Below are 19633 nucleotides of genomic sequence, written 5' to 3' on the forward strand. Positions count from 1 at the left end.
ATATTATGTTATGTGGTGTACCGGGGTTCTTGAATCTACTTACAAATGATCGCTTCTGTATTTACTTATGTGCTCTTCTAATGTCTTTCTCGCTTCTTCATAGGTTCTAATCACTTCATCCAATTCGTTCTTCAACTCTTTATGTTCTTTCCAATATTCTTTCTCCACTTTGAGTATCGAACAAAATAAATCTCCGATATATAAATCTCCTGATCCGAATGGGTTCTGTATTAATTGCTCTAAGGCTAGAGGTAAAAGAAAATCTAGATTCATTTGTTGCCCAATCAAAAGTCTTAAATCTTCATTATTCAATTCACAAAGAGGCTTCTTCCTTAATCGATGTACTTGGATCACTAATGAAGAAGCAAAATTCGGTTCACCCCAATATTTTCCTTCAAGTTCTTCAAGGGTTTTGGTTAGATCTACTTGTTGCATGGCTTCACCCTCTTAAATAAATGGTTTCCGGTATGTCACATAACGTTCCCGTATTCATGAACCCCAAAGGGGTTGTCTGCTGAAATCCCTTTCCGAAATCCACCTGTGCAGACCAAGACTCCGTCAGGAGTCGCAGCGTGAATATTATGTTATGTGATGTATTCGCTTTCTGAGCTAATTATAATTTATTTTCAATAAAAGGAAGTTTATCGATATTTATCAGCATCTCGCGTACTTCTTCAAAAACCCAATCTAAATCTAAGTCTTCATCATTGATATCTATATTCCAGTAATGATGCAAATTAATTGATCTTACAAAGTGTACTCCATTATTATTAAGTGTTATTTCCCATGTTATCTGAGGTTTATTTTGGTGTTCCATTATTGTATTAATAACTGTTATTAATTCTGTATTTATCAAATTCGACTCTTCTTTAAACCCTTCTTTAGCCTCTATGTTATATTTAATTTCAAGTTCCAACACTGCTTCCCTATTCTCTTCATCATGGAAACATTCTTCAGTTTCATCATGGAATAATGCACAATTTCCTCCATAGATAGACTCAGCCGTCATCGTACTATCCCAGCTAAAACTAATTTCTGCTCTTGTAATATACGGAGATCTTTTATCCTTTACTACACAAAGACATTCAAATTCTTTCATTAGAGTAACCAATTCAAGGTTATGTTTTATAATATATGGATTAAGTCCTGCTTCCTTCATCGAATTAATTATTTGACTAGTAATCTGTTCGTAAGTTAACATTCGGACACCTCTATTTTTAAGTTTGCCTTGCGGATATTTCACATAACGTTTCTGTATTCATGAACCCCATCAGGGGTTGTCTGCTGAAATACCTCTTCGAAATCCACCTTGCAGACCAAGGCTTCACACAGTCGCTGCTTGAATATTATGTTAGCCGAAGTAATGATCCTCTTCGAGTTTTCACTCAAATACTCATCTTTCTTTTGCTTGTATAAGACTTTTCCAAACTCTTTAGTTGGTGAGATAACCCGAATGATTCGAATAGCATTTATAGAATTCGTCAAAACAAGTTGACAGTCCTCTAGGATGTATTCCATGAATGCTGCATCTGTTAAAGTTTCCTTATAAACATCTGGGTTTTTCTTAATTACTTCCTTCCCCAGCTTTAAAAAATCCTGATCATGGTTATGTACTTCGATATTATTCCATACAGCTCTTTCTCCGATCCTCCAAATGATTGTATTCTGTATTTCCATACCTAATTCAATTAGCGTTTTTATAGGTTTTTCGCTTCTGTCACTTGTCATGTGTCCTATAAAATGACCAAAATAAGCAGGAAAATCAGACTCTTCCACTCTAAATACAAATCCATTATATTTCTTTCCATCTCTTCTAAATCTCTTTAATGCTTTCATCCACCAACGATCCAATGCAATTTGTCCTGTTAAAGGAAAGCAGTAAACCCCGTTCCGACTTTTTCTAATTCCGTTTTTCAAGATATTTTTTGAGTAATTCACAGGTGACCAATGAACAACAAGCACATAAACAACCCCTATAATTATGAATTTACAAGTATTTCGGCTAACGTTCCTGTATTCATGAGCCCCGAAGGGGTTGTCTGCTGAAATGCTTCCTGAAATCCTTCTCGCAGACCAAGGCTCCAAAGGAGCCGCTGCTTGAATAATATGTTATGTGAAGTCGCTACTTATAAATCTTGATCTTCTCTGTAACGTAATAATGTATCTTCAAGTTTTTCTAACAACATTTTCTTATATATATTGTCATCGATAAAAATTAATTCTTTTAATTCATTGGAAAATCTCTTAATAACATTCACTAAAACAATTATCATTAAAATAGAAAAGGTACTAACGACTAACGTTGAAATAGCTTGTTCTTCAGTTGTAATCATCTTGTACTTAAAGGTGAGATACTGTATCCAAATTGGCACAAAGAGTGAAATAAATATTCCTGGATTAATAAGAGAAGGGAATTTACTTTTCTCAATATCTTTCTCAAGTCCTTCTATCAGTAATTTAATTTTATTTTCTGTGTACAAATGATTTCTATTTAAGTGTTCTTTTAGAATATCTATCTGCATTGTTTCAAATTCCGGTGTTCGCCAAGGCCAACCACTCGGATTGATGTCATATTTCTGTTTCACAATTATCTTAGCTTTCTTGTTCACTAGTGAAAACATGAATATCAATATCAATAATGTAAAAATAAAAAGGATTAAAAACCATATGCCTACTGTGCGAAACTCTGTCCATACCAAGCCTATCAACAAACCATAAATCATTGGTAAAACCGATACCATAAAAAGAAAAAACGAAATTCTCAATAATGTGTATTTCATTCTCATAAACCGAAATACCAATCGATAAGATGTGACTTTCTTTTTATAAAACTTCACAAGTAATTCAATCATTTTTGTCCTCTAATTTTCGTTTTATCGATTTCACATAACGTACTTTTTATTCACGAATCCGAGAACCTTAAGCCCCAACGGGGCGACCGCGACGCGGTTAGGTCCGCAGGGTTGTTCGCCTGACTCCGCTACTCAGAAATGCCTCGGGCGGACCGAGGGCTGTATGGCCCGATGCGTGAATATAATGTTATAGGATGTGGCCGTCTTCTCCGATTAATCTCCACTACTCGTTTATTGGCCTTCTATTCTCATAGAACCATATCTTCGGATTGCAAATATATTTAGGATGCTGACTTTCAAATTCCTTATAAGTGAACAAATCATCTTTCTCAAGAAAAATATCAATTATCTTAACACAATTATCTTTTGATATTTTTTTTGGAATTAAAATAATAAATTCATCTGCTGTTTTATTTACTTGTATTGAAAGAATATTCTCCATTACACCATTAAATTTATTTAGAAGTTTATATGCACTTGGATAGCGACAATCTAGCGCAATAGGTAAACAAACTAGCGAGTATAATACTTCATCACCTGCTATAAACGCCTGAAACTTACTCCAATCGTTGCCCTTCATCTTGCTCGAAAAGTAAACACATACTTCATCATCGGCATTATCTTCAATGATTTCCATGTTACTTGAGTATAGGAAGTTGTTCTTAAAACGATCAATAACGAGGTGAAGTGATTCGATTATTCCTCTAGCAATTATTGATGTTCGTTCTGAAAGTGCCCTATTATGAGCTAAAAGATTTCTAATCTCCCTTAATTCGTTCAACTTTTGAGAGAGTCGTTCCTGAGTAAACCCCGTTAATTCTTGAATCCTACTCCATACCTTCGGATTGAATAGCATTTGAGCCAATTCACCTTGTGTGAGTGACCATATCATATTCTCCTCACTATCTGCATCTAAATAAATTAACTCCTGACTTTTAGAAATTCTACGTACCAATCCGTCTTTTATTTTCTTTGGAACATGATTCATCCAATCAGCGCCGTATTCAATCATATATACGGTCAAGCAGATTCTTCTAAGCCAATTTTCAAGGTCATAAATGGAATAATATATTTCTCCATTGATCTGAGGGATAAGCATCTCGTCTCTAAATTCTAGCTTCATTGAATCCACCTCTAATTAAGTATTTCACGGCCATTTCATATAACGTTTCTATATTCATGAACCCCAACGGGGTTGTCTGCTGAAATGCCTCTCCGAAATTCATTCCGCAGACCAAGGCTCCATTAGAGCCGCAGCTTGAATATTATGTTATCAGATTTCAGCGTCTTCCTTGAATTACTTACAACAATCATTTTTTGTTTTTAATCACCAAACTGATAGTCTTGTCCTTGTATCATTTTCATCAGTTATATATTCCAGAGATTTATATCCCTTTCTCTTTATGTGATCATATAAGTCCTCAAGTTTTTCAAGGTCTTTGCAGTAAACTGTTATGTACACACTATCAATCACAAGAAGAATAATCTGACACTCACTCGCAATATATTCTTCATATGACATTACATCTATTATATTTGCTCCTTTTGGATACGCCTTTAAATTCGCAAATATTAAGTAGTACTTGTTGTAATCAATAATCTTTTTAAGATCTTCTCCATCCATTCCAGTAACCATGTCTGGAAAGAGACTACCCCCTAAAGTATCATCAACAATAAAATATGACTCTTCTCCACCAATAAACCAACTGAAAGTAGTTATATCTATTGGCTTTAAAATCTCTCCAAGATGGTTTCCATAAGAATTTGGAATTTCAAAACTTACGCCTCTATTCATTTATTCACCCACTTCACGCTGATTTCATGTAACGTTTCTGTATTCACGACCCAGCGCATGCTGGGTGTCCGGCGACTGCCGGACCAAGGGCGTATGCCCGCAGCGTGAATATTATGTTATATGACGGAATCGCTTCTTCACTACTGGTTTTCTTCGGGTACATACTCAATTATATCTGATAATTTGCAGTTAAATGTATCGCATAGCTTGAATAAAGTTTCCAGCTTTGTTGTTTCTATATTCGTTTCCCTATACAACTTGTTGATTGAATTCCGACTTAAGCCCGATTTCGCCATCAATTCTGTTATATCATCTATTCGATGTTCTGCCATGAGTTCTCGTATATTGCACTTGATTACGTTCATCTTTTCCCCTCCATAATTCTATCTTATCTCCCATACCAGCAATCATCAACGAAAAGCGAGGTTTTAACTCTATAAAGTCAAATATTCACCTTGTAATTAACTTTATAAGGTTATATAATAACTCTATAGAGTTAATTAGAGGAGGAATAACATATGATTAATACATTAGAATCATTAACAGAACCACTTATAAGAATACGTTTAGAATTACTCTATACTGAGCTTCTGGAGTGTCATAAGGAGTACACTCAGCTTTCTTCGGAGACAGATCAATATTTTAAAACGCTTCGTGATGCTTTGCCCGATCAACTTCAACATACGGTTTTTCTTTACGAAGACGCCCAAATTTCTCTCCAATCCATCCTAGAAAGAAGTATCTACATACAAGGTTTCAAAGATGCTCTACAACTATTAAGTGAATTGTAAAATTCTAGTATTTAGAGGGTCATATGACCCTCTTTTTCTATTGTTCTTGATTCTGTCGTATAACGTTCCTGTATTCACGACCCGGCGAATGCCGGGTGTCCGGATGACTCTGCTTCCTCGAAATCCTTCCATGCCGGACCGCGGGCGTATGCCCGATGCGTGAATATATTGTTATGTGATGCTTCAACCTTCCTCAAGTTATCTAGAGCCAATTATTTTCTTCAAAGACCTATTCCACACATCTATAATTACTTTCTCACTCAGACTAGGAAAAAGTATTCTAAGAAAGAAAATATGATCTTTTATTTTTTTGTCTGTTAAACTCTCTTCATTATCAATATATTTATGCAGATACTTCTCTGTGATTTCAGTGACTATTAATTCAAGAGAATCTTTATTATGCTCTTTATCTAATTTAGATCTAATTGAAGGCAATATATGAAGAGATAGCGATAAAACTGACCATATATCTTTAATGTTGTTTTCAATACTAGTAATAGCATTTTCTACATTATCTGAACTCGATTCTGCACTAGATGCGCTACTCTCTATGCTATCTAACGTAGGATAAACTGTCTCTTCAAAGTTAGTGAGTGTAGATGCCATTTTACTTGTTTCTTCTACAATTATAGTTCTCGTTTTTTCTAATTGAGTTTCGATTGAAGTTGTTGCATCTTTAAAACTCATAATGAATTTTTCTCTTTCACTTTCCATAAATAAAGATAATAACTCATTGGGATACAATGAGCGCTTTCTTCCATCTGCTCTTATACGATAGGTTCCTCCTTCAGTACAATAGGGTTTATATTCTCCGCCTGGAATTTCAATCACATAAATATTTTTTCCGTCTATTCCATGACTAGTTATATTAAGATTTACAGCTGGCCTGCAGCTTTGTGCTTTATCTAAAATAGTAAGTCTTGCAGAGTCATTGACCTTACAGCCAATAATAGACCCAATTTGCCTACCATCAGAAGCAGCTCCATCTCTTACACCAATAAGGATTACTCCGCCGCTTTTAGAATTGGCAAAGGCAACAATATCTTCTGCTTTTAAGCCTGAAATTGATTCTTTGAACTCAATTTCTTTATTTTCTTCACTATTGATCATTTTTACTATATCTTCTTTGCTGAACAATTATACTATCTCCTTCGTTTCTTAAGTTTCACATAACGTTTCTGTATTCACGACCCAGCGTATGCTGGGTGTCCGGCTGTCTTCATTTCCCCGAACTCCTTCCATGCCGGACCAAGGAGCCGGGGGCGACGTTGCGTAAATACTTTGTTAGGCAATTCTCTCGACTGCTCTGAATGCTCAAACATAATCTATCGCTGATGTATTAGAGTCCATAGTCATTTATTGGATCAAACACAGTTACTCCCAACCTCTTTAAGTTGTCTCTAATAAAATCTAATAAATGATGTAGCGATTCTTGTATTTCCTCGAAATAATTATCAGTTACTTCGTATTCTTTATTTTCATGAACAATACTGTTTCTCTTTACAGTAAGTTCAATAATAGTTTTTTTGTGGTCGTGGTTCATATCAGCTTTAAGTAATTTCTCCAAACGTTTTAAAGCATCTTTAAACTTACCTCCAATACAAATTGAAGCTGCACGACTGCACAAAGTTTGTAAATATACCTCTTTCGATTCAAATTCGAGAAATTCATTCAAACAGAAACCAAGTCTTTCTTTTTCAATCGGCATTTGTTCATATATGTAGTTTATCCTCTGAGGTTTTTGTAAAAATACAAAGATGAACGCTTCCTGCAATAAAGACTCGACTAACGTAGCGTTGTAAACAATAAACTGATTTGCAAATAACTTATTCATTTCATTGATATCCTCTTGAAAAGACTCAATAAAAGACTTCCCCTCCGAATCACTATATAAAATTGGTCTAGACTCATTCGTTTGGGAATTAGTTCGAATCCATTGGTTTTCAACATGAAATTGATATGCTTTTTTGTCTTTCAAATAACTATCTACCATCGAATATTTTGAATGTGTAAATAGCAGTAGACCAAACCAATAACCATAATCAAAACTCTTCTTTTCGTTTTTTGTAAGTTCAATGGTTTCAGTATTTGTATTCATTAGTTCCTCCTATTTTTCGAGAGTTTCGCCTAACGTTCCTGTATTCACGACCTAGCCTATGCTGAGTGTCCGGCGACTGCCGGACCGAAGACGAATGTCCGATGCGTGAATATTATGTTAGGCGAGGTTTAAATCTACTTGATTAATCTGGTGGATAATAATCTTTAGCTAATTTAAAATCATCTGTCCATCTACTACTAATATTCTTTAATTTGCATCTCTCATAAGCACTCCGTTCAAGTAGTACTTTTGTTTTCTTGAGGTTTTCAGGACTTACGTTTTCATTTCTAAGAGTATTATCTCTCCACCCTAAAAAATAGATTCTGTCGCTCTCTTCTACATCCTTTCTGAATTGAGCAATTTCATGCGGTTTGGGTTTTTCATCAAGATTAATCTTTAATGGAATTTTCTTATTAAATTCTTCAAAGAAATATTGCGGTTTAAATGGTTTACTGCTTGATGAATTGAGATTCAAAATCTCTAATAGTTTGTAATAATCATTATTATTTAGTGTCGGATTAATTTGAAATCCTTTCTTCACTTTAATTTCAAAGTAAAAGTTGTATGCCTTTACTCCGAACATCAAGATAAAAGGAACTTCATCTATAAAGTAAAAAACATCAAATGCTACATTGTTAAATTTAAAAGATATTTTATATCTTTCAAGATTATTTACTCTCATTTCTTTGGTTAAGGTTCTGAGTCCTTCTAGAATCATTTATCATACTCCTTAATAAAATGTCATTATTAGCAATCCCATTCTTCAATTATTGAATGTAACATGTTCACAAGAACATCTTGCATATCTGGAAGTACTTCCCTCTCAGAATCAACTACTTCATTTTTACCTTGCTCCAACATATGTTCTAAAACCCATTTTGCTTCATCTGTAATTTCACTATCCATTAACAAAAACTCGAAAACAATTTCAACAAAAATAATCAATTTTGAAATATGCAATCCCCAATAGCGCGAATAATCTATCAAGCCTCTATCATTAGTAAAAAATGTATCTGATTCTTCATCATCCTCTTTATCCATTGCATCAGTAGTCATTACTCTAAATGTTAAGTTTTGCTTATCTCCAAAAACTACACAAGTAGCACCGTCATGAATTATAAGATCTCTTTCAATTCTAAGCTGTTGAAACCACTCCATATTCAAGAGAGCACTTTTCCCATTAACATTATCCGCAATATATTTCAATAAAAAATTATACTTTTTATAATATTTTTTAAGCTGATTGTAATTATTTTTTTGGCCGTCATCAAACCTTGGTGGAATACAAATTTCTAAAATCTGCTGAATATATTCCAATATCACACGATATTTTGCGAATAAGTATTCAATAAAACAGCCTAACTCAGAGGTTGCTTGGTCATTCATAATAGAGTAATACGAAAAATCGTATTCATGCTTTTGATATGCTGAATACGTTTTATCAATACTATTCATAATAACAAGAATTTTAGAAAAATCTTGACGGATAGCTTTTAGTTTATAATCTAATATTTTGTAATTCACCTCGTCTAATCCATTAATAAAAGACATTTGTGTACGTACAGTACAATTATGAAAAGCATAGCTACTTTTCAAGATAGAATATGCCTTTTTCATAATTTCCAAGTTGTTCTCGAAAATCATATACTTTTCCATAATGAACTCCTTTCTATACTAAATTGACCCACTATATGAACATGTGGTTTTGTACAGGTAATAAGATAATCCTATATGTTTGTAAATTTCGCCTAACGTTGTTGTATTCACGACGCCCCACCACCTTAAAGGAACGAAGTGACTGGCCGCAACGCGGTTGGGTGGTGGGGGTGTGTTCGCCTGAATCCACTTTCAGCTTTGCCTCATCGGGCGAACTGAGGGCCGAAGGGCCCGAAGCGTGAATATTTTGTTATCTGAAGGATCGGTCTGCTTGAACTACTATCAATAACTATTCAACCTTTACTTCAGCAATAAAGAAATTCTCTCCAGGTATTGAATCTCCAGCCATTCTTCTTATCATTGACAATTGACCAACATGTGTCATTGCATCTGATAATGGTCCTTGAATCAGTTTTTCGATAATTCTATCTTTGTTTGGTATTCCATTTGATTTCATTAAATTGTCTAAGTTATGCAGCTCATTAAAAAATGTTTGTACTTCGTCATTCCAGTTTCCTGATTCTTTCTTAAGTTGTACTTGGTTATCAAAAACGGATTGGGCATATCTTATGACATCAGACATGTGTGCCAAAATTTCAATTGGAGTTCTTACACCGTTACCGAGCTCATAATTCGGGTAATTACTTGGAGCATTTAGAATTGCTTTTGAACATCGATACTTGAGAGACGAGAGGTAATGTCTTAAAAAGTAAATTTCATCCATTTTTATTATCCCCTTTTCTAATTTTTCTCTTTTTAAAGGTCTACCGATCTTTCATATAACGTCCTGTATCCACGATGTCCCACCGACTTAAGCGACCAACGGGAGCGGCCGCGATGCGGTTAGTCGGTGCGGATGTGTACGTTAATATGCATCCCTGCCGATCGCTTCTGGCGGACCAAGGAGCCAAAAGGCTCCGAAGCGTGGATATGATGTTATCTGAAGGTCATTCTTCTTTGAGTAATCCAGACTCTAATCTTCTATCGGAAACCAGTGTTTATGAAAATCATCAATTTCTTCAATAAATAATTTAGCTTCCCCAAAACCATTTGGAAAGTTAATATTGTCAATATCCATATTTACAAAATAATCTATTACTAAGAATCCAGATTTAATTATTCTGAAGATAGACTCATTGAAAAAGCTCTTGTAAATTGATTCATCACGACGTTTAATTTCAAATGTTTTCTGGTGAATTAATTTATTGCGAATATCTTCGAGTTTTTTGAAATCTGACCAAAATTTATTATTACAAGGATCACTACATTGTAATATATTGGGGAGAATGTATCTGAGTTTATCTGTTGTTTTCATCCATCGTTCGATTGCAGCTTTATCCCAGATTTCCTTAATACCTTTATTATTTTTGATTTCATAACCAAACTCTTCTGGGATAGCGACATTTGCGAATGCTTCTACTGCCGTATACGAGAATATAATTCCTACTTCCAGATGTTCAAAATAATCAAATAGACTGACTGTTTCAGAGTCGTTGAATTTAACTTCTTTATTTTTTATTTTAGATTTAATCAAGGAATCAAAAATACTATTCGCTAAGTCTGTTTCTTTCATCGCTTTACTTAAACATATTGCAATGTTATTAGGGCTTGTAAATTCAACTCTTTTCCCATCAAGAATAAAAGATTCAACATCTTGCATAATAATTAATCTATCATCGTTTTCAGCTTTCACTCCTACTTTCCTATACATTCTTAAATCTTCAATTATTATTTCATTCTCCTTCACACATACTCACCCTCTTAAAATATCTCTTTGCACTTTCAGATAACGTTATTGTATTCATGAACCCCGGAGGGGTTATCTGCTAAAATGCCTCTTCGAAATCCATCCAGCAGACCAAGGCTCCAACGGAGCAGCATCTTGAATATTATGTTATATGAAGGACTCAACTTCTTAGAATATGCTAAAAAGATTTATCACTTTCATTCTTTGTTATATTTAAATTGTCATTTTTAAAAATACTTTGAATAATAAATCCATAAATTAAATCTTTATTTTTTTCTGATAAATTCTCTGCTAATTGTATAGCGGTCAGGAACTTTTCCGTATTCCTTAAACTATCATGAAAAAGATTGATTTGTTTAAGAGATTGACTATATAACCAAAAGAATAAGCCTGAAATAACTTCAACAATTGAGCCAGAAATTGTTGTATAGATAACTATATTGCTCTTGTCCTCTATGAAATAGATACTGATAAATCCTGAAGCAAATATAATAAATCCTAAGAAACAAATAATTAAGGCTGAAGAAAACGCATTTCTAGCTTGTTGTTTGTTTATTGTATAATATTCTTTTATCTCCCCAACATTTCTTCTCATTAACCGTAGAATGTCATTTGATTCATCATTTGAAAAATTTTCTATTGCTTTTGTTACTTCTTTTTGTACTTCTTTTTCTTCTTCTTTACTTCGTTTCCTATCAAAAGCTTGTTTTACGCTCAGCAGAACCGAAGCTGCAAGAACTGCTACTGTTACAGATTGTACAATTTGAATTACTGGATCAAACGACATGTGTGAATCCTCCAATAGATTTTTTCAGAGCCTTTTGTATAACGTTCCTGTATTCACGACGCCTGGCGAATGCCAGGTGTGTTCGGCTGCCTCCACTTCCCCGAAAATCCATCTGCCGGACCAAGGGCGTATGCCCGATGCGTGAATATAATGTTAGGCGGAGGTGCTTTTTTTCGAATAATCCCTCAAACCCTTATCTATAAATTCATAGTTCTTTAACTTTATAATTGCAAATAACTCTGGATGAAATCATCTTTATTAATTGAATATAACTATCCAACTCCGACTTGGTTTTGTCGAAAGAAACCTTATTTTTTGTGGGGAATTTCCTATTGGAGTGGGTACATTCGCATCTAAAATCAAATAGGTGTTTTGCAATTACTGATATATTTTTGATTTCTTCTTCCTTAGAAATAATATGAAGACTTTTTAGTTCATTTATTACTTCATTATTAACTAGAATGAATGCATTATCATGTATATCGCCCTTGAAATATCTTTCTAGAACCATTCTTAATTTTTCTACATCTGTTTTCTTGTTGTTATATTGCTCTACCAATCTGATCATTTTTGAAATATGTTCTTCATTGTGAGTTGAAAACCAGTTAGAATTTAGAATCTGCTTAACATCTTGAACTAGTTCATATTGATATACTTCATCAAAGATGCATTCTAATATCTGATAAAACGCTAAGCATTTGAACTCGTTATTATCCATAATCATAGCTCGATAATAGTAATTCAACATTTCGCTATCGTAAGTTACTTTCACTACTGTATTACTTATTGAATTTAATGCCTCTGTTTGTTCATACACTATATCATCTGCATTATTTTCATCAGATTCCGGCAGTTCAATTATTCGAAGTTCAACAGAATATTTATATGACAATTCAAATAAAACAGACTTTGCAATAAACATCATACTTTCTATAGCATTAGGATCATCAATATCAAAGTTTAAATTTGTATTTAAGTTATAAATTTTCAGACTGGAATACCAATCTTCTTCTAAAAGCTCTCTATAGTTTTGGTTTAAATTAATTAGCTTTCTAATTTCTCCAGAATAAGCACTTATTTCATAATATATCTTCTGTCCATCTGATTGCATTCCTGAAAGTTCAACTTCTTCTAATCCATTCCCCAAAATTAAATCTTTGATATCTACCAAAACTTCAAAGTAATCTTCTCTATAGCATCCAGTAATAGGTATATATTTGCTGTACAAAAAAACTTTAACTTCATCAAAAAAAGCATCTAAATTCGAGCTGTCAAATGAAAATTCAATTTCATCAGGCCACCTTGGGTCAGTAATAACAACAATCTCTGACTCAATATCAATATCAAATGTTATTTTGGAATTTATCTTTTTTAATGTTTCTTTTATTCTTTCTTCCACGTTTCAACCTCCTAGACTTATCAAGCACTTTCGCCTAACGTTCCTGTATTCATGACGCCTGGCGAATGCCAGGTGTGGCAGGCTAATCCTGCTTCCCCGAAATCCTTCTTGCCGGACCGAGGGCGTATGCCCAATACGTGAATATAATGTTAGGCAAAGTCGACTTCTTCCAATGATATACCTTCAAGTTCACTTAATTTTTTGTACAAAAGCTTCATTTTACTTTCCTTAGAAGAGATATATTGCGGTAACTTCTCGTGATTTATTACATGTACAATATAGTCTTTTTTCTTATAATTTGGTGACAGGTAATTAAACGCCACTTGTACATAATCCGTTTCTTCAATTAAAATATTTTCATTTTCGATTTTAGCTACGTACATAGATCCCTTTACAAGAATAGTTGGTTCATAGAGATAAAGGTATCTACTCGAATACTCTTCACTTTTCTCTTCATCGTGGGAACAATCTTCTATAAGATGTTCTAGTGTTTTGATTGTTCCGGTAAGTGCCTTATAGATGTCATCCCTAGAACCGTTTCCCGAGAAAGCTTCATAAAATGATCTTCCTAAATTTTCATTCAGTGTAGTACCGTGATTTTTAATTAATTCATAATATAAATGATGTTCGCTTTTAAAACCTACAGAGCTCTTAATAATTTGGTTATTCATCAGTTGCTCAAATGGGGTCGTTTCGCTTGAGAAAAACACCCATGGTTTTTTATTTGCAAGTTTAATCTCGATCGGCATAACAAAATGTAGTTCAAAATAATCACTTGAAAGGACAGAAACAGGATTACTTAAAAAATATGTAACGACTAAATCTATCTCTCTACCTTTAAGTTCATCCTTGTCAATATAGTAAGTATTATGGTCTACTGACCAATGGTTTCTTTTAAATTTATTTGCAACTTCCATTTCAAGGGGGAAGCCTGTTTTTAAAATATCTTGTAAAATCTTTTCTTTAATTTCTGTCATTGGAACTCCCCCAATACATTAAGTCGATTTCGCCTAACGTTTGGCATTTCTGACGTTCAAGTGGCTTAAGTGACCAAAGGGAACGGGGCGTCAGACTTGGCCAGTTGAATGTGTCGCCTAAATTACTTCCCTGATACTCCTCTTCGCGACCAAGGAGCAAACGCGACGATGCAGAAATATTATGTTTGATGATGTCGGCTCTTCTTCGATAAACTATTTACTCAAGTACCTTTCAATTCCTGTATTTTTATTAATTCTGGGTATTTTAACCTGTAATCCCACACTTTTCAGTAGTGTAGCAAGGCAATTTATAGAAGTTACTGTGTCATTCATTTTTAATTCAACTTCATTATCACTTGCGAGCATTCCACCAATTATAAGTTTTCCAAACTCTATTGTCTCATGAGATATTTTCTTATTTAAATAGACCCTAGTTGCAAAAAGATTCGTAAAACTTGCAAATAGGTCTGCCAATTGAATCATTGGATTGTCAGTTGACTTAACCATCTTAAATACTTGCAAACAGTCAAAACCGGAAATGATCTCAGCCCCATTCTCTAACCTAAAAGTTGCTTTTCCCCCTTTTCTATACCAGTTAAAAGCTTCTGGATATGCTTCCTCAAATTGTCTTGTCTCATCATGAAAAAATCTAACCTTTCTCATTCCAACTTTGCGAGCAAAACTCTCTGATAATTGAATAAACGAGGCAAATGTAGGTAAGTTTAGACTACGTAATGCTTTGTTTTTCATCGCTGTTAGTGAATGAGTCTCTTCCCAAAGAATATCCCCCATGTATCCAGATGATCCGCTTATAGCTTGAGCTATTTTGTAATGACCAGAATCATTTAATTCTGAAATAATAGTCTGTTGAACATCACTAATCCCTTCAATAAAAAGATTATTATGAACATTTGCAAACTTAGCTATTGATTGAGGACAAACATTATAGATTATCTCTGCAATTGATTTTTTCACTCCATTCATCCAAGAAAAGACTGGAAGAACAATGTCATTATGTTCTGAATCTAAAAATGTTTCAACAATTTTTCCAGCGATACAGTATTTTTTTTCAGCAATAATATAAAACGGTACACAGCCTAATTTCCCCACTTCATGAAATAGTTGATTTGCGATTTTTTGACCTTGATTACTTTTGAGAATTTCTGCTCCCTTTAATTCAGTCTTCTCGGGATAGTATTCTTTCAAATATCTTTGAACTATACTATCTACTTTAAATCTTTGATCTTTCTGAATAAGCCATCCTGCTAGTACATAAAATGGCTGTTGAGGATCCAAGTAGTTTCCGCCACTATTACCGGATTCATCACAATATAGATCATGAATAGTCATCTTTTTTTCCTTTCCTTTGCCGATTTCATCTAACGTTCTTGTATTCATGACCCAGCGCATGCTGGGTGTCCGGCGACTGCCGGACCGAGGACGAATGTCCGATGCATGAATATTATGTTATCTGCTGTTTCTCACTTCTTTGACTAAACAGTAAGCAAGTCTTTTAACGACCATTCATTATCATTTCCGTCTTTTGAAACAAACCAAATATGAGTGTATTTTTCTGGCTTGTATATTGCATTTTTATTTCTAAGAAAATCACTCATTCCGAATATAGGAGAAGCGTTCCTAATTAAAAGCACTATTGGATATGCAGCATCATACTTCTCTATCTTTTTTTCCTTCTGTTTCAGTAGTTCATTAAGAACCTGCATATAGCTTGCTGAATTTTCTAATCCATGCATTTCCTCAGCCGATCTTCCAAATAACATTTTAGCTTCGTCGGCATCGTAGAATAGGTGAGTTACTTCTAGACCTACTAATCCATCTTTTATGCTCTTTAAGATATAATCTGGACGCTCACGTCTCTCTATTACTTCTAAGTGATCTTCGCGATTTAAATATATAAATTTACAAAGATGCTAACGGCAGCTTCTTCTAAGGCAGATTTTTCATCATCATGATTTTTCATTACTTCTCCCTCCCTAAATGTATTTGAGAAATTGCAGATAACGTCTTATTTACGAACTTCCGAAAGAATACTCTCTTCGTCATATTCACGAACTTCGTGAATTCTGCACTTTTCTCCCTATTCCCGCACTTTCTGCGTTTCAATCCTCCAGCCCGCTCATCCGATCCAACGGACTTTGAATCCGCCCAATGTCCCGTCTGTTCACATGTGTATACCGCTCCGTCGTTCGTACACTCTGATGCCCTAGCAGAGTTCCTGAATATAGCGAAGATCAATCCCATTCTCCAGCAAGTGGGTCGCAAAGGAATGCCTTAGCGAATGGATACTCACCTGTTTGCGAATGCCCGCTTCAGCCAGCGCTTTTTCAAACACTTTCTACGCTGAATGTTCCGTCAGGTGGCGGCCTTCCCTCTGCCCTGGAAACAGCCAGTCTGCTGGCTGCTCCCCCCCTATATACTGCTCGACCACCGCAAAAGCCGCTTCGGATAGCAGCGTTTGCCGATCCTTCCTGCCCTTTCCCTGACGAATTTTCAGTACTTTCCGTTCACGGTCGCAGTCTTCAAGACGCAACCTCACCACTTCGCTTACCCGCAGCCCGGATGTATACGTCAGGTACAGAATAGCCTTATGCTTTGGATTTTTCACTGCGCTTTCAACAGATGCATAACCTCATTCATGGACAGCACATCTGGCAGTTTACTCTCCTTTTTCGGACGAATATAGGCGGCGGATTTGGGCTGCTTTAGCACATGGCGAAAGTAAAATTTCAGCGCGCTGATCGCTTGGTTAACATAAGCGTGTTTCGAGCAGCGCCAACGCATATTTTTGCACCGTCGCATCATTTATGCTTGCTTCGGTCCCTTGCAATCTTGCAAAAAAACGTTCCGTTTGCGATATGTATGCTTTAATCGTCTTGCTGCTGTCCCCCCTTGTCTCCTTAGTATATCAGCGGTTCAAAAAATTGGAAATCTAATTTTACACAAAAAAAGGGACTTAAGATGGATATTCATCTTAAGTCCCTGATTCTTTCAGAGTGAATTATTGATCCATTAAGTCCAATTTTCATCATCACAAAGTGTCTTGCCTTTACTTGCCTAGTTCCTCCGTCACCTCACCGAAAAAACAAAAGAATAGCCTGATTATTTTATTAAGAAAATAAGATAAGCCGCTAAAAAGCCCGCGCTGATCGCGGGCTTTGCTGTATATAAGTCAAAATCATGCCTAGTAGACTTGCTACTCAACCTTGAACTGTTTTAATTCGTCTTGAAGCTTATTGGACAATTGGTTTAATTGTTTGGATAGTTCAGCAACCTGTTCGAAGCTCTCCAATTGTTCCTGCGTGCTGGCGCTGACCTCTTCGGTTGAAGCGGAATTCTCTTCGGTGGTGGAAGAGATGATCTCCAGCGCCTGCAAAATCTCATCTTTGTGCTTGTGGACTTTGGAGGTGTTGGTGCTGATCTGGATCATTCGTAATTTCAAATCTTCCAAATCCTTGTTAATGCTAAAGAACACTTGCTTCGTGTCCTCTACCGATCTGGCATTTTCTTCTGCAATTTTCAGACCATGAACGGTATGCTCAACCGATACGCTAGTTTTTTCTTCGATGACTCGTACCTTCTTGTAGATTTCCTGTGTTGCCAGTGCAGTCTGCTCAGCCAATTTGCGAACCTCCCCGGCAACCACAGCAAACCCTTTGCCCTGTTCTCCTGCACGCGCAGCTTCAATAGAAGCATTGAGCGCCAGTAGGTTGGTCTGTGTTGCAATTTGGTTGACCGTATCCACGATCCCCGAAATCTCATGACGGCTCAGATCGATATCCTGAATGATGGCCGACATCGCTTGTGTGGAATTGTGATTTTCTTCCGCCCATCTGGATAACTGATCTACTACCGCAAGCCCCTGTCCGCTTTGCTCAGCAGAGATTTGCACCATCGTTTCGATGGTTTTGGCATCATTAGCAATTTCGTCAATTTGGCCGGATAAGGCTCCGGTTTTTTGTAAAATGTTATCCGTCTCGATGGACTGGTAGTTCGTCGCATTGGCAATTTCATTAATTGCTGTCGCCGTATCGTTCATCGTGATCGCGGTTCTGGAAGAAATGGATTGCAAATCATTTGAGGACTGATTCAAGACTTGGGCTGAGCCGCCCACCATTTGGAGCATGCCTTGAATTTTTTGAACCATATTGTAAATTCCTTGAGAAATTTGCCCGATTTCGTTGTTGGAATGCGTATCAAACTGAACGGTCAAATCCCCATTTTCAATCAGCTTGATTTTGGCAAGCAATTTCGGGATTGATCTCAACAGATAGCGGAGCGTTATATAACAAATTATAACCAGCAGGATGGTAGCTGCAGCAAAACCGCCAATCGTAATCCAGGTAAAGGTTCTTAGTTCTGAGAGTGCCTCTTGTTCAGAGATGGTTAAGCCTACGGACCACCCCGTATCTTTACTGGTTGCATACCCAATGTAACGACGCTCGCCATTATCATTAATCAACTGTACTCCAGACTCACCAGCAATCATTTTCTTACCGATCTCGCCAAGATCACCTGTGCTTTCGTTAATCTTTTCTTTCAGCACTTTATTTTGATCAGGGTGATACAAAATATCACCTGTTTTGGACGCAAGAATTGAATAGCCTGTGCTTCCAAGCGAATAGCTTTGCATAACAGCAGGGATGTCTTTGAAAGCAATATCGACAGCAGCAAATCCGATTAATTGGTTACCGCTATCCTTGATCGGATAGAAAATGCCCATGACCACATTCCCCGTATTGACGTCCTTATAGGGTTCTGAGTAGTATAAACCGTCTGCTTCAACAGCTGGCTTGAAGTATGGGCGTGTATTGATATCGAAATCCGGCTTGGAAACAGCACCATCATTTTGTAGAAAGAAGCCTTTACCAGCTATTCCCGCAATCCAAGCATCAGCAAATGATGGCTCTGCCTTTACAATCGCTGCCAGAGTCGCTTCGGTTTCCGCAGCGTGTGGGGAAGTTTTTACCGTTTCAGCTGATTCGGTGGTCTCTATATACTGCCGAAAAAGATTATTTGTTGCCATTTGTTTGACAAGTGAGCCCTTTTCCTTAAATAACGCATCAAATTGACTGACGGTGGCCTGCGTCTTGGTCTGGAGCATGGCCTCTTGCTGCTTGACAAGCATGCTTTGCGTGCTCGCATACATGAACGTCCCCAAGGTTGCAAAGACGACAACGATAATAACTAACAAGACCATGGCCAATGTGTTGGCGATGCTGGATGATCTGATTGCGCGCTTCTTCATATTTTGTGACATGCTGCCATCTCCCCGAGGAATATTGAGCGAAAAGCTCTTAGATAATATGTCGGAAGTTTGCAGCTGTTTGAATAGGTTTTTAGTATACACAATTTAAAGTTTTGCTATCTGATTCCTCATAGATTTCTTCCCAACCTGTTCGGTAACTCCAGCAAAAGATTAGAGCAGCACAAAGAGCCTCCGTCAGACGCAGGCTCTTTACTAAAAAAGCTATGAACACGCGAGGTTTTGCAGACTTAAAGCGTTCGAGCGA

21 protein-coding genes and 1 pseudogene are annotated in these 19633 nt (G+C 36.1%); 1 reads left to right on the top strand and 21 read right to left on the bottom strand.

Features of this window, described 5'->3' with window-relative positions:
* Nucleotides 1-39 precede the first annotated feature (39 nt).
* From OIU26_RS04375 to OIU26_RS04405, 7 genes are all read right to left on the bottom strand, one after another.
* Nucleotides 40-435, bottom strand: coding sequence for a contact-dependent growth inhibition system immunity protein (locus tag OIU26_RS04375; protein WP_044788072.1), 396 nt, complete (start codon nucleotides 433-435; stop codon nucleotides 40-42).
* Between the two features lie 178 nt (nucleotides 436-613).
* Entirely contained in the window at nucleotides 614-1159 is a 546-nt protein-coding gene (locus OIU26_RS04380; protein WP_264216046.1) for a hypothetical protein, read from the bottom strand.
* An 80-nt stretch (nucleotides 1160-1239) separates the two neighbouring features.
* The gene (locus OIU26_RS04385) at nucleotides 1240-2085 is read right to left on the bottom strand and encodes a hypothetical protein (RefSeq protein ID WP_264216047.1); all 846 of its coding nucleotides are present in this window, start codon (nucleotides 2083-2085) and stop codon (nucleotides 1240-1242) included.
* Between the two features lie 41 nt (nucleotides 2086-2126).
* Nucleotides 2127-2609: a hypothetical protein gene (locus OIU26_RS04390; protein ID WP_264216048.1), complete on the bottom strand. Its 483-nt coding sequence runs from the start codon at nucleotides 2607-2609 to the stop codon at nucleotides 2127-2129.
* A 466-nt stretch (nucleotides 2610-3075) separates the two neighbouring features.
* Nucleotides 3076-3975 (bottom strand): hypothetical protein, encoded by a 900-nt coding sequence (locus OIU26_RS04395; protein WP_264216049.1) that lies wholly within the window; start codon nucleotides 3973-3975, stop codon nucleotides 3076-3078.
* Between the two features lie 204 nt (nucleotides 3976-4179).
* Nucleotides 4180-4647: a DUF2691 family protein gene (locus OIU26_RS04400; RefSeq protein ID WP_044788077.1), complete on the bottom strand. Its 468-nt coding sequence runs from the start codon at nucleotides 4645-4647 to the stop codon at nucleotides 4180-4182.
* Nucleotides 4648-4787: 140 nt separating this feature from the next.
* Nucleotides 4788-5012, bottom strand: a complete 225-nt coding sequence (locus OIU26_RS04405) for a helix-turn-helix domain-containing protein (RefSeq protein ID WP_044788078.1) — start codon at nucleotides 5010-5012, stop codon at nucleotides 4788-4790.
* Between the two features lie 153 nt (nucleotides 5013-5165).
* Here OIU26_RS04405 and OIU26_RS04410 point away from each other — a divergent pair, with 153 nt between their 5' ends.
* Nucleotides 5166-5438: a DUF6809 family protein gene (locus tag OIU26_RS04410; RefSeq protein WP_044788079.1), complete on the top strand. Its 273-nt coding sequence runs from the start codon at nucleotides 5166-5168 to the stop codon at nucleotides 5436-5438.
* A 198-nt stretch (nucleotides 5439-5636) separates the two neighbouring features.
* On the opposite strand, the gene OIU26_RS04415 is transcribed toward OIU26_RS04410, so the two are convergent.
* The 14 genes and pseudogenes from OIU26_RS04415 to OIU26_RS04480 form a co-directional block, all read right to left on the bottom strand.
* Nucleotides 5637-6575 carry an AlbA family DNA-binding domain-containing protein gene (locus OIU26_RS04415; protein WP_052833380.1) on the bottom strand — a complete coding sequence of 313 codons (939 nt, stop codon included), beginning with the start codon at nucleotides 6573-6575 and terminating at the stop codon, nucleotides 5637-5639.
* A 202-nt stretch (nucleotides 6576-6777) separates the two neighbouring features.
* The gene (locus tag OIU26_RS04420) at nucleotides 6778-7536 is read right to left on the bottom strand and encodes a hypothetical protein (protein WP_264216050.1); all 759 of its coding nucleotides are present in this window, start codon (nucleotides 7534-7536) and stop codon (nucleotides 6778-6780) included.
* 142 nt (nucleotides 7537-7678) lie between these two features.
* Nucleotides 7679-8254, bottom strand: a complete 576-nt coding sequence (locus tag OIU26_RS04425; RefSeq protein WP_044788081.1) for a DUF6037 family protein — start codon at nucleotides 8252-8254, stop codon at nucleotides 7679-7681.
* Between the two features lie 29 nt (nucleotides 8255-8283).
* Complete coding sequence (locus OIU26_RS04430) at nucleotides 8284-9192, bottom strand: hypothetical protein (protein ID WP_264216051.1); 909 nt, start codon at nucleotides 9190-9192, stop codon at nucleotides 8284-8286.
* Nucleotides 9193-9481: 289 nt separating this feature from the next.
* Complete coding sequence (locus OIU26_RS04435; protein WP_044788082.1) at nucleotides 9482-9916, bottom strand: hypothetical protein; 435 nt, start codon at nucleotides 9914-9916, stop codon at nucleotides 9482-9484.
* 249 nt (nucleotides 9917-10165) lie between these two features.
* Nucleotides 10166-10939 carry a hypothetical protein gene (locus OIU26_RS04440; RefSeq protein ID WP_044788083.1) on the bottom strand — a complete coding sequence of 258 codons (774 nt, stop codon included), beginning with the start codon at nucleotides 10937-10939 and terminating at the stop codon, nucleotides 10166-10168.
* Nucleotides 10940-11117: 178 nt separating this feature from the next.
* On the bottom strand, nucleotides 11118-11726 hold the full coding sequence (locus OIU26_RS04445) for a TRADD-N-associated membrane domain-containing protein (RefSeq protein WP_044788084.1): 609 nt from the start codon (nucleotides 11724-11726) through the stop codon (nucleotides 11118-11120).
* A 205-nt stretch (nucleotides 11727-11931) separates the two neighbouring features.
* On the bottom strand, nucleotides 11932-13125 hold the full coding sequence (locus OIU26_RS04450; protein ID WP_264216052.1) for a hypothetical protein: 1194 nt from the start codon (nucleotides 13123-13125) through the stop codon (nucleotides 11932-11934).
* Nucleotides 13126-13274: 149 nt separating this feature from the next.
* Complete coding sequence (locus tag OIU26_RS04455) at nucleotides 13275-14102, bottom strand: hypothetical protein (RefSeq protein WP_090889584.1); 828 nt, start codon at nucleotides 14100-14102, stop codon at nucleotides 13275-13277.
* A gap of 213 nt (nucleotides 14103-14315) precedes the next feature.
* The gene (locus OIU26_RS04460; protein ID WP_264216053.1) at nucleotides 14316-15500 is read right to left on the bottom strand and encodes a DUF3800 domain-containing protein; all 1185 of its coding nucleotides are present in this window, start codon (nucleotides 15498-15500) and stop codon (nucleotides 14316-14318) included.
* Nucleotides 15501-15595: 95 nt separating this feature from the next.
* Nucleotides 15596-15883: a hypothetical protein gene (locus OIU26_RS04465; protein WP_228552500.1), complete on the bottom strand. Its 288-nt coding sequence runs from the start codon at nucleotides 15881-15883 to the stop codon at nucleotides 15596-15598.
* Between the two features lie 443 nt (nucleotides 15884-16326).
* Nucleotides 16327-16728, bottom strand: a pseudogene (locus OIU26_RS04470) (tyrosine-type recombinase/integrase).
* Nucleotides 16725-16904: a hypothetical protein gene (locus tag OIU26_RS04475; protein ID WP_264216054.1), complete on the bottom strand. Its 180-nt coding sequence runs from the start codon at nucleotides 16902-16904 to the stop codon at nucleotides 16725-16727. Before OIU26_RS04475 ends, OIU26_RS04470 begins: the two are co-directional and overlap by 4 nt.
* A gap of 412 nt (nucleotides 16905-17316) precedes the next feature.
* Nucleotides 17317-19380 carry a methyl-accepting chemotaxis protein gene (locus OIU26_RS04480; protein ID WP_264216055.1) on the bottom strand — a complete coding sequence of 688 codons (2064 nt, stop codon included), beginning with the start codon at nucleotides 19378-19380 and terminating at the stop codon, nucleotides 17317-17319.
* Nucleotides 19381-19633: the final 253 nt, after the last annotated feature.

The organism is Paenibacillus sp. BT-177, from assembly GCF_025846815.2.
In the GTDB taxonomy this organism is placed as follows: Bacteria; Bacillota; Bacilli; order Paenibacillales; family Paenibacillaceae; genus Paenibacillus; species Paenibacillus polymyxa_C.

Bases quoted from the DNA above. Each gene is read 5' to 3' on its own strand.
- OIU26_RS04480 (WP_264216055.1), bottom strand. From the start codon at position 19,380: ATGTCACAAAATATGAAGAAGCGCGCAATCAGATCATCCAGCATCGCC.
- OIU26_RS04445 (WP_044788084.1), bottom strand. From the start codon at position 11,726: ATGTCGTTTGATCCAGTAATTCAAATTGTACAATCTGTAACAGTAGCA.
- OIU26_RS04405 (WP_044788078.1), bottom strand. From the start codon at position 5,012: ATGAACGTAATCAAGTGCAATATACGAGAACTCATGGCAGAACATCGA.
- OIU26_RS04425 (WP_044788081.1), bottom strand. From the start codon at position 8,254: ATGATTCTAGAAGGACTCAGAACCTTAACCAAAGAAATGAGAGTAAAT.
- OIU26_RS04400 (WP_044788077.1), bottom strand. From the start codon at position 4,647: ATGAATAGAGGCGTAAGTTTTGAAATTCCAAATTCTTATGGAAACCAT.
- OIU26_RS04410 (WP_044788079.1), top strand. From the start codon at position 5,166: ATGATTAATACATTAGAATCATTAACAGAACCACTTATAAGAATACGT.
- OIU26_RS04420 (WP_264216050.1), bottom strand. From the start codon at position 7,536: ATGAATACAAATACTGAAACCATTGAACTTACAAAAAACGAAAAGAAG.
- OIU26_RS04430 (WP_264216051.1), bottom strand. From the start codon at position 9,192: ATGGAAAAGTATATGATTTTCGAGAACAACTTGGAAATTATGAAAAAG.
- OIU26_RS04455 (WP_090889584.1), bottom strand. From the start codon at position 14,102: ATGACAGAAATTAAAGAAAAGATTTTACAAGATATTTTAAAAACAGGC.
- OIU26_RS04395 (WP_264216049.1), bottom strand. From the start codon at position 3,975: ATGAAGCTAGAATTTAGAGACGAGATGCTTATCCCTCAGATCAATGGA.
- OIU26_RS04380 (WP_264216046.1), bottom strand. From the start codon at position 1,159: ATGAAGGAAGCAGGACTTAATCCATATATTATAAAACATAACCTTGAA.
- OIU26_RS04435 (WP_044788082.1), bottom strand. From the start codon at position 9,916: ATGGATGAAATTTACTTTTTAAGACATTACCTCTCGTCTCTCAAGTAT.
- OIU26_RS04375 (WP_044788072.1), bottom strand. From the start codon at position 435: ATGCAACAAGTAGATCTAACCAAAACCCTTGAAGAACTTGAAGGAAAA.
- OIU26_RS04475 (WP_264216054.1), bottom strand. From the start codon at position 16,904: ATGCGTTGGCGCTGCTCGAAACACGCTTATGTTAACCAAGCGATCAGC.
- OIU26_RS04460 (WP_264216053.1), bottom strand. From the start codon at position 15,500: ATGAATACAAGAACGTTAGATGAAATCGGCAAAGGAAAGGAAAAAAAG.
- OIU26_RS04465 (WP_228552500.1), bottom strand. From the start codon at position 15,883: ATGTTATTTGGAAGATCGGCTGAGGAAATGCATGGATTAGAAAATTCA.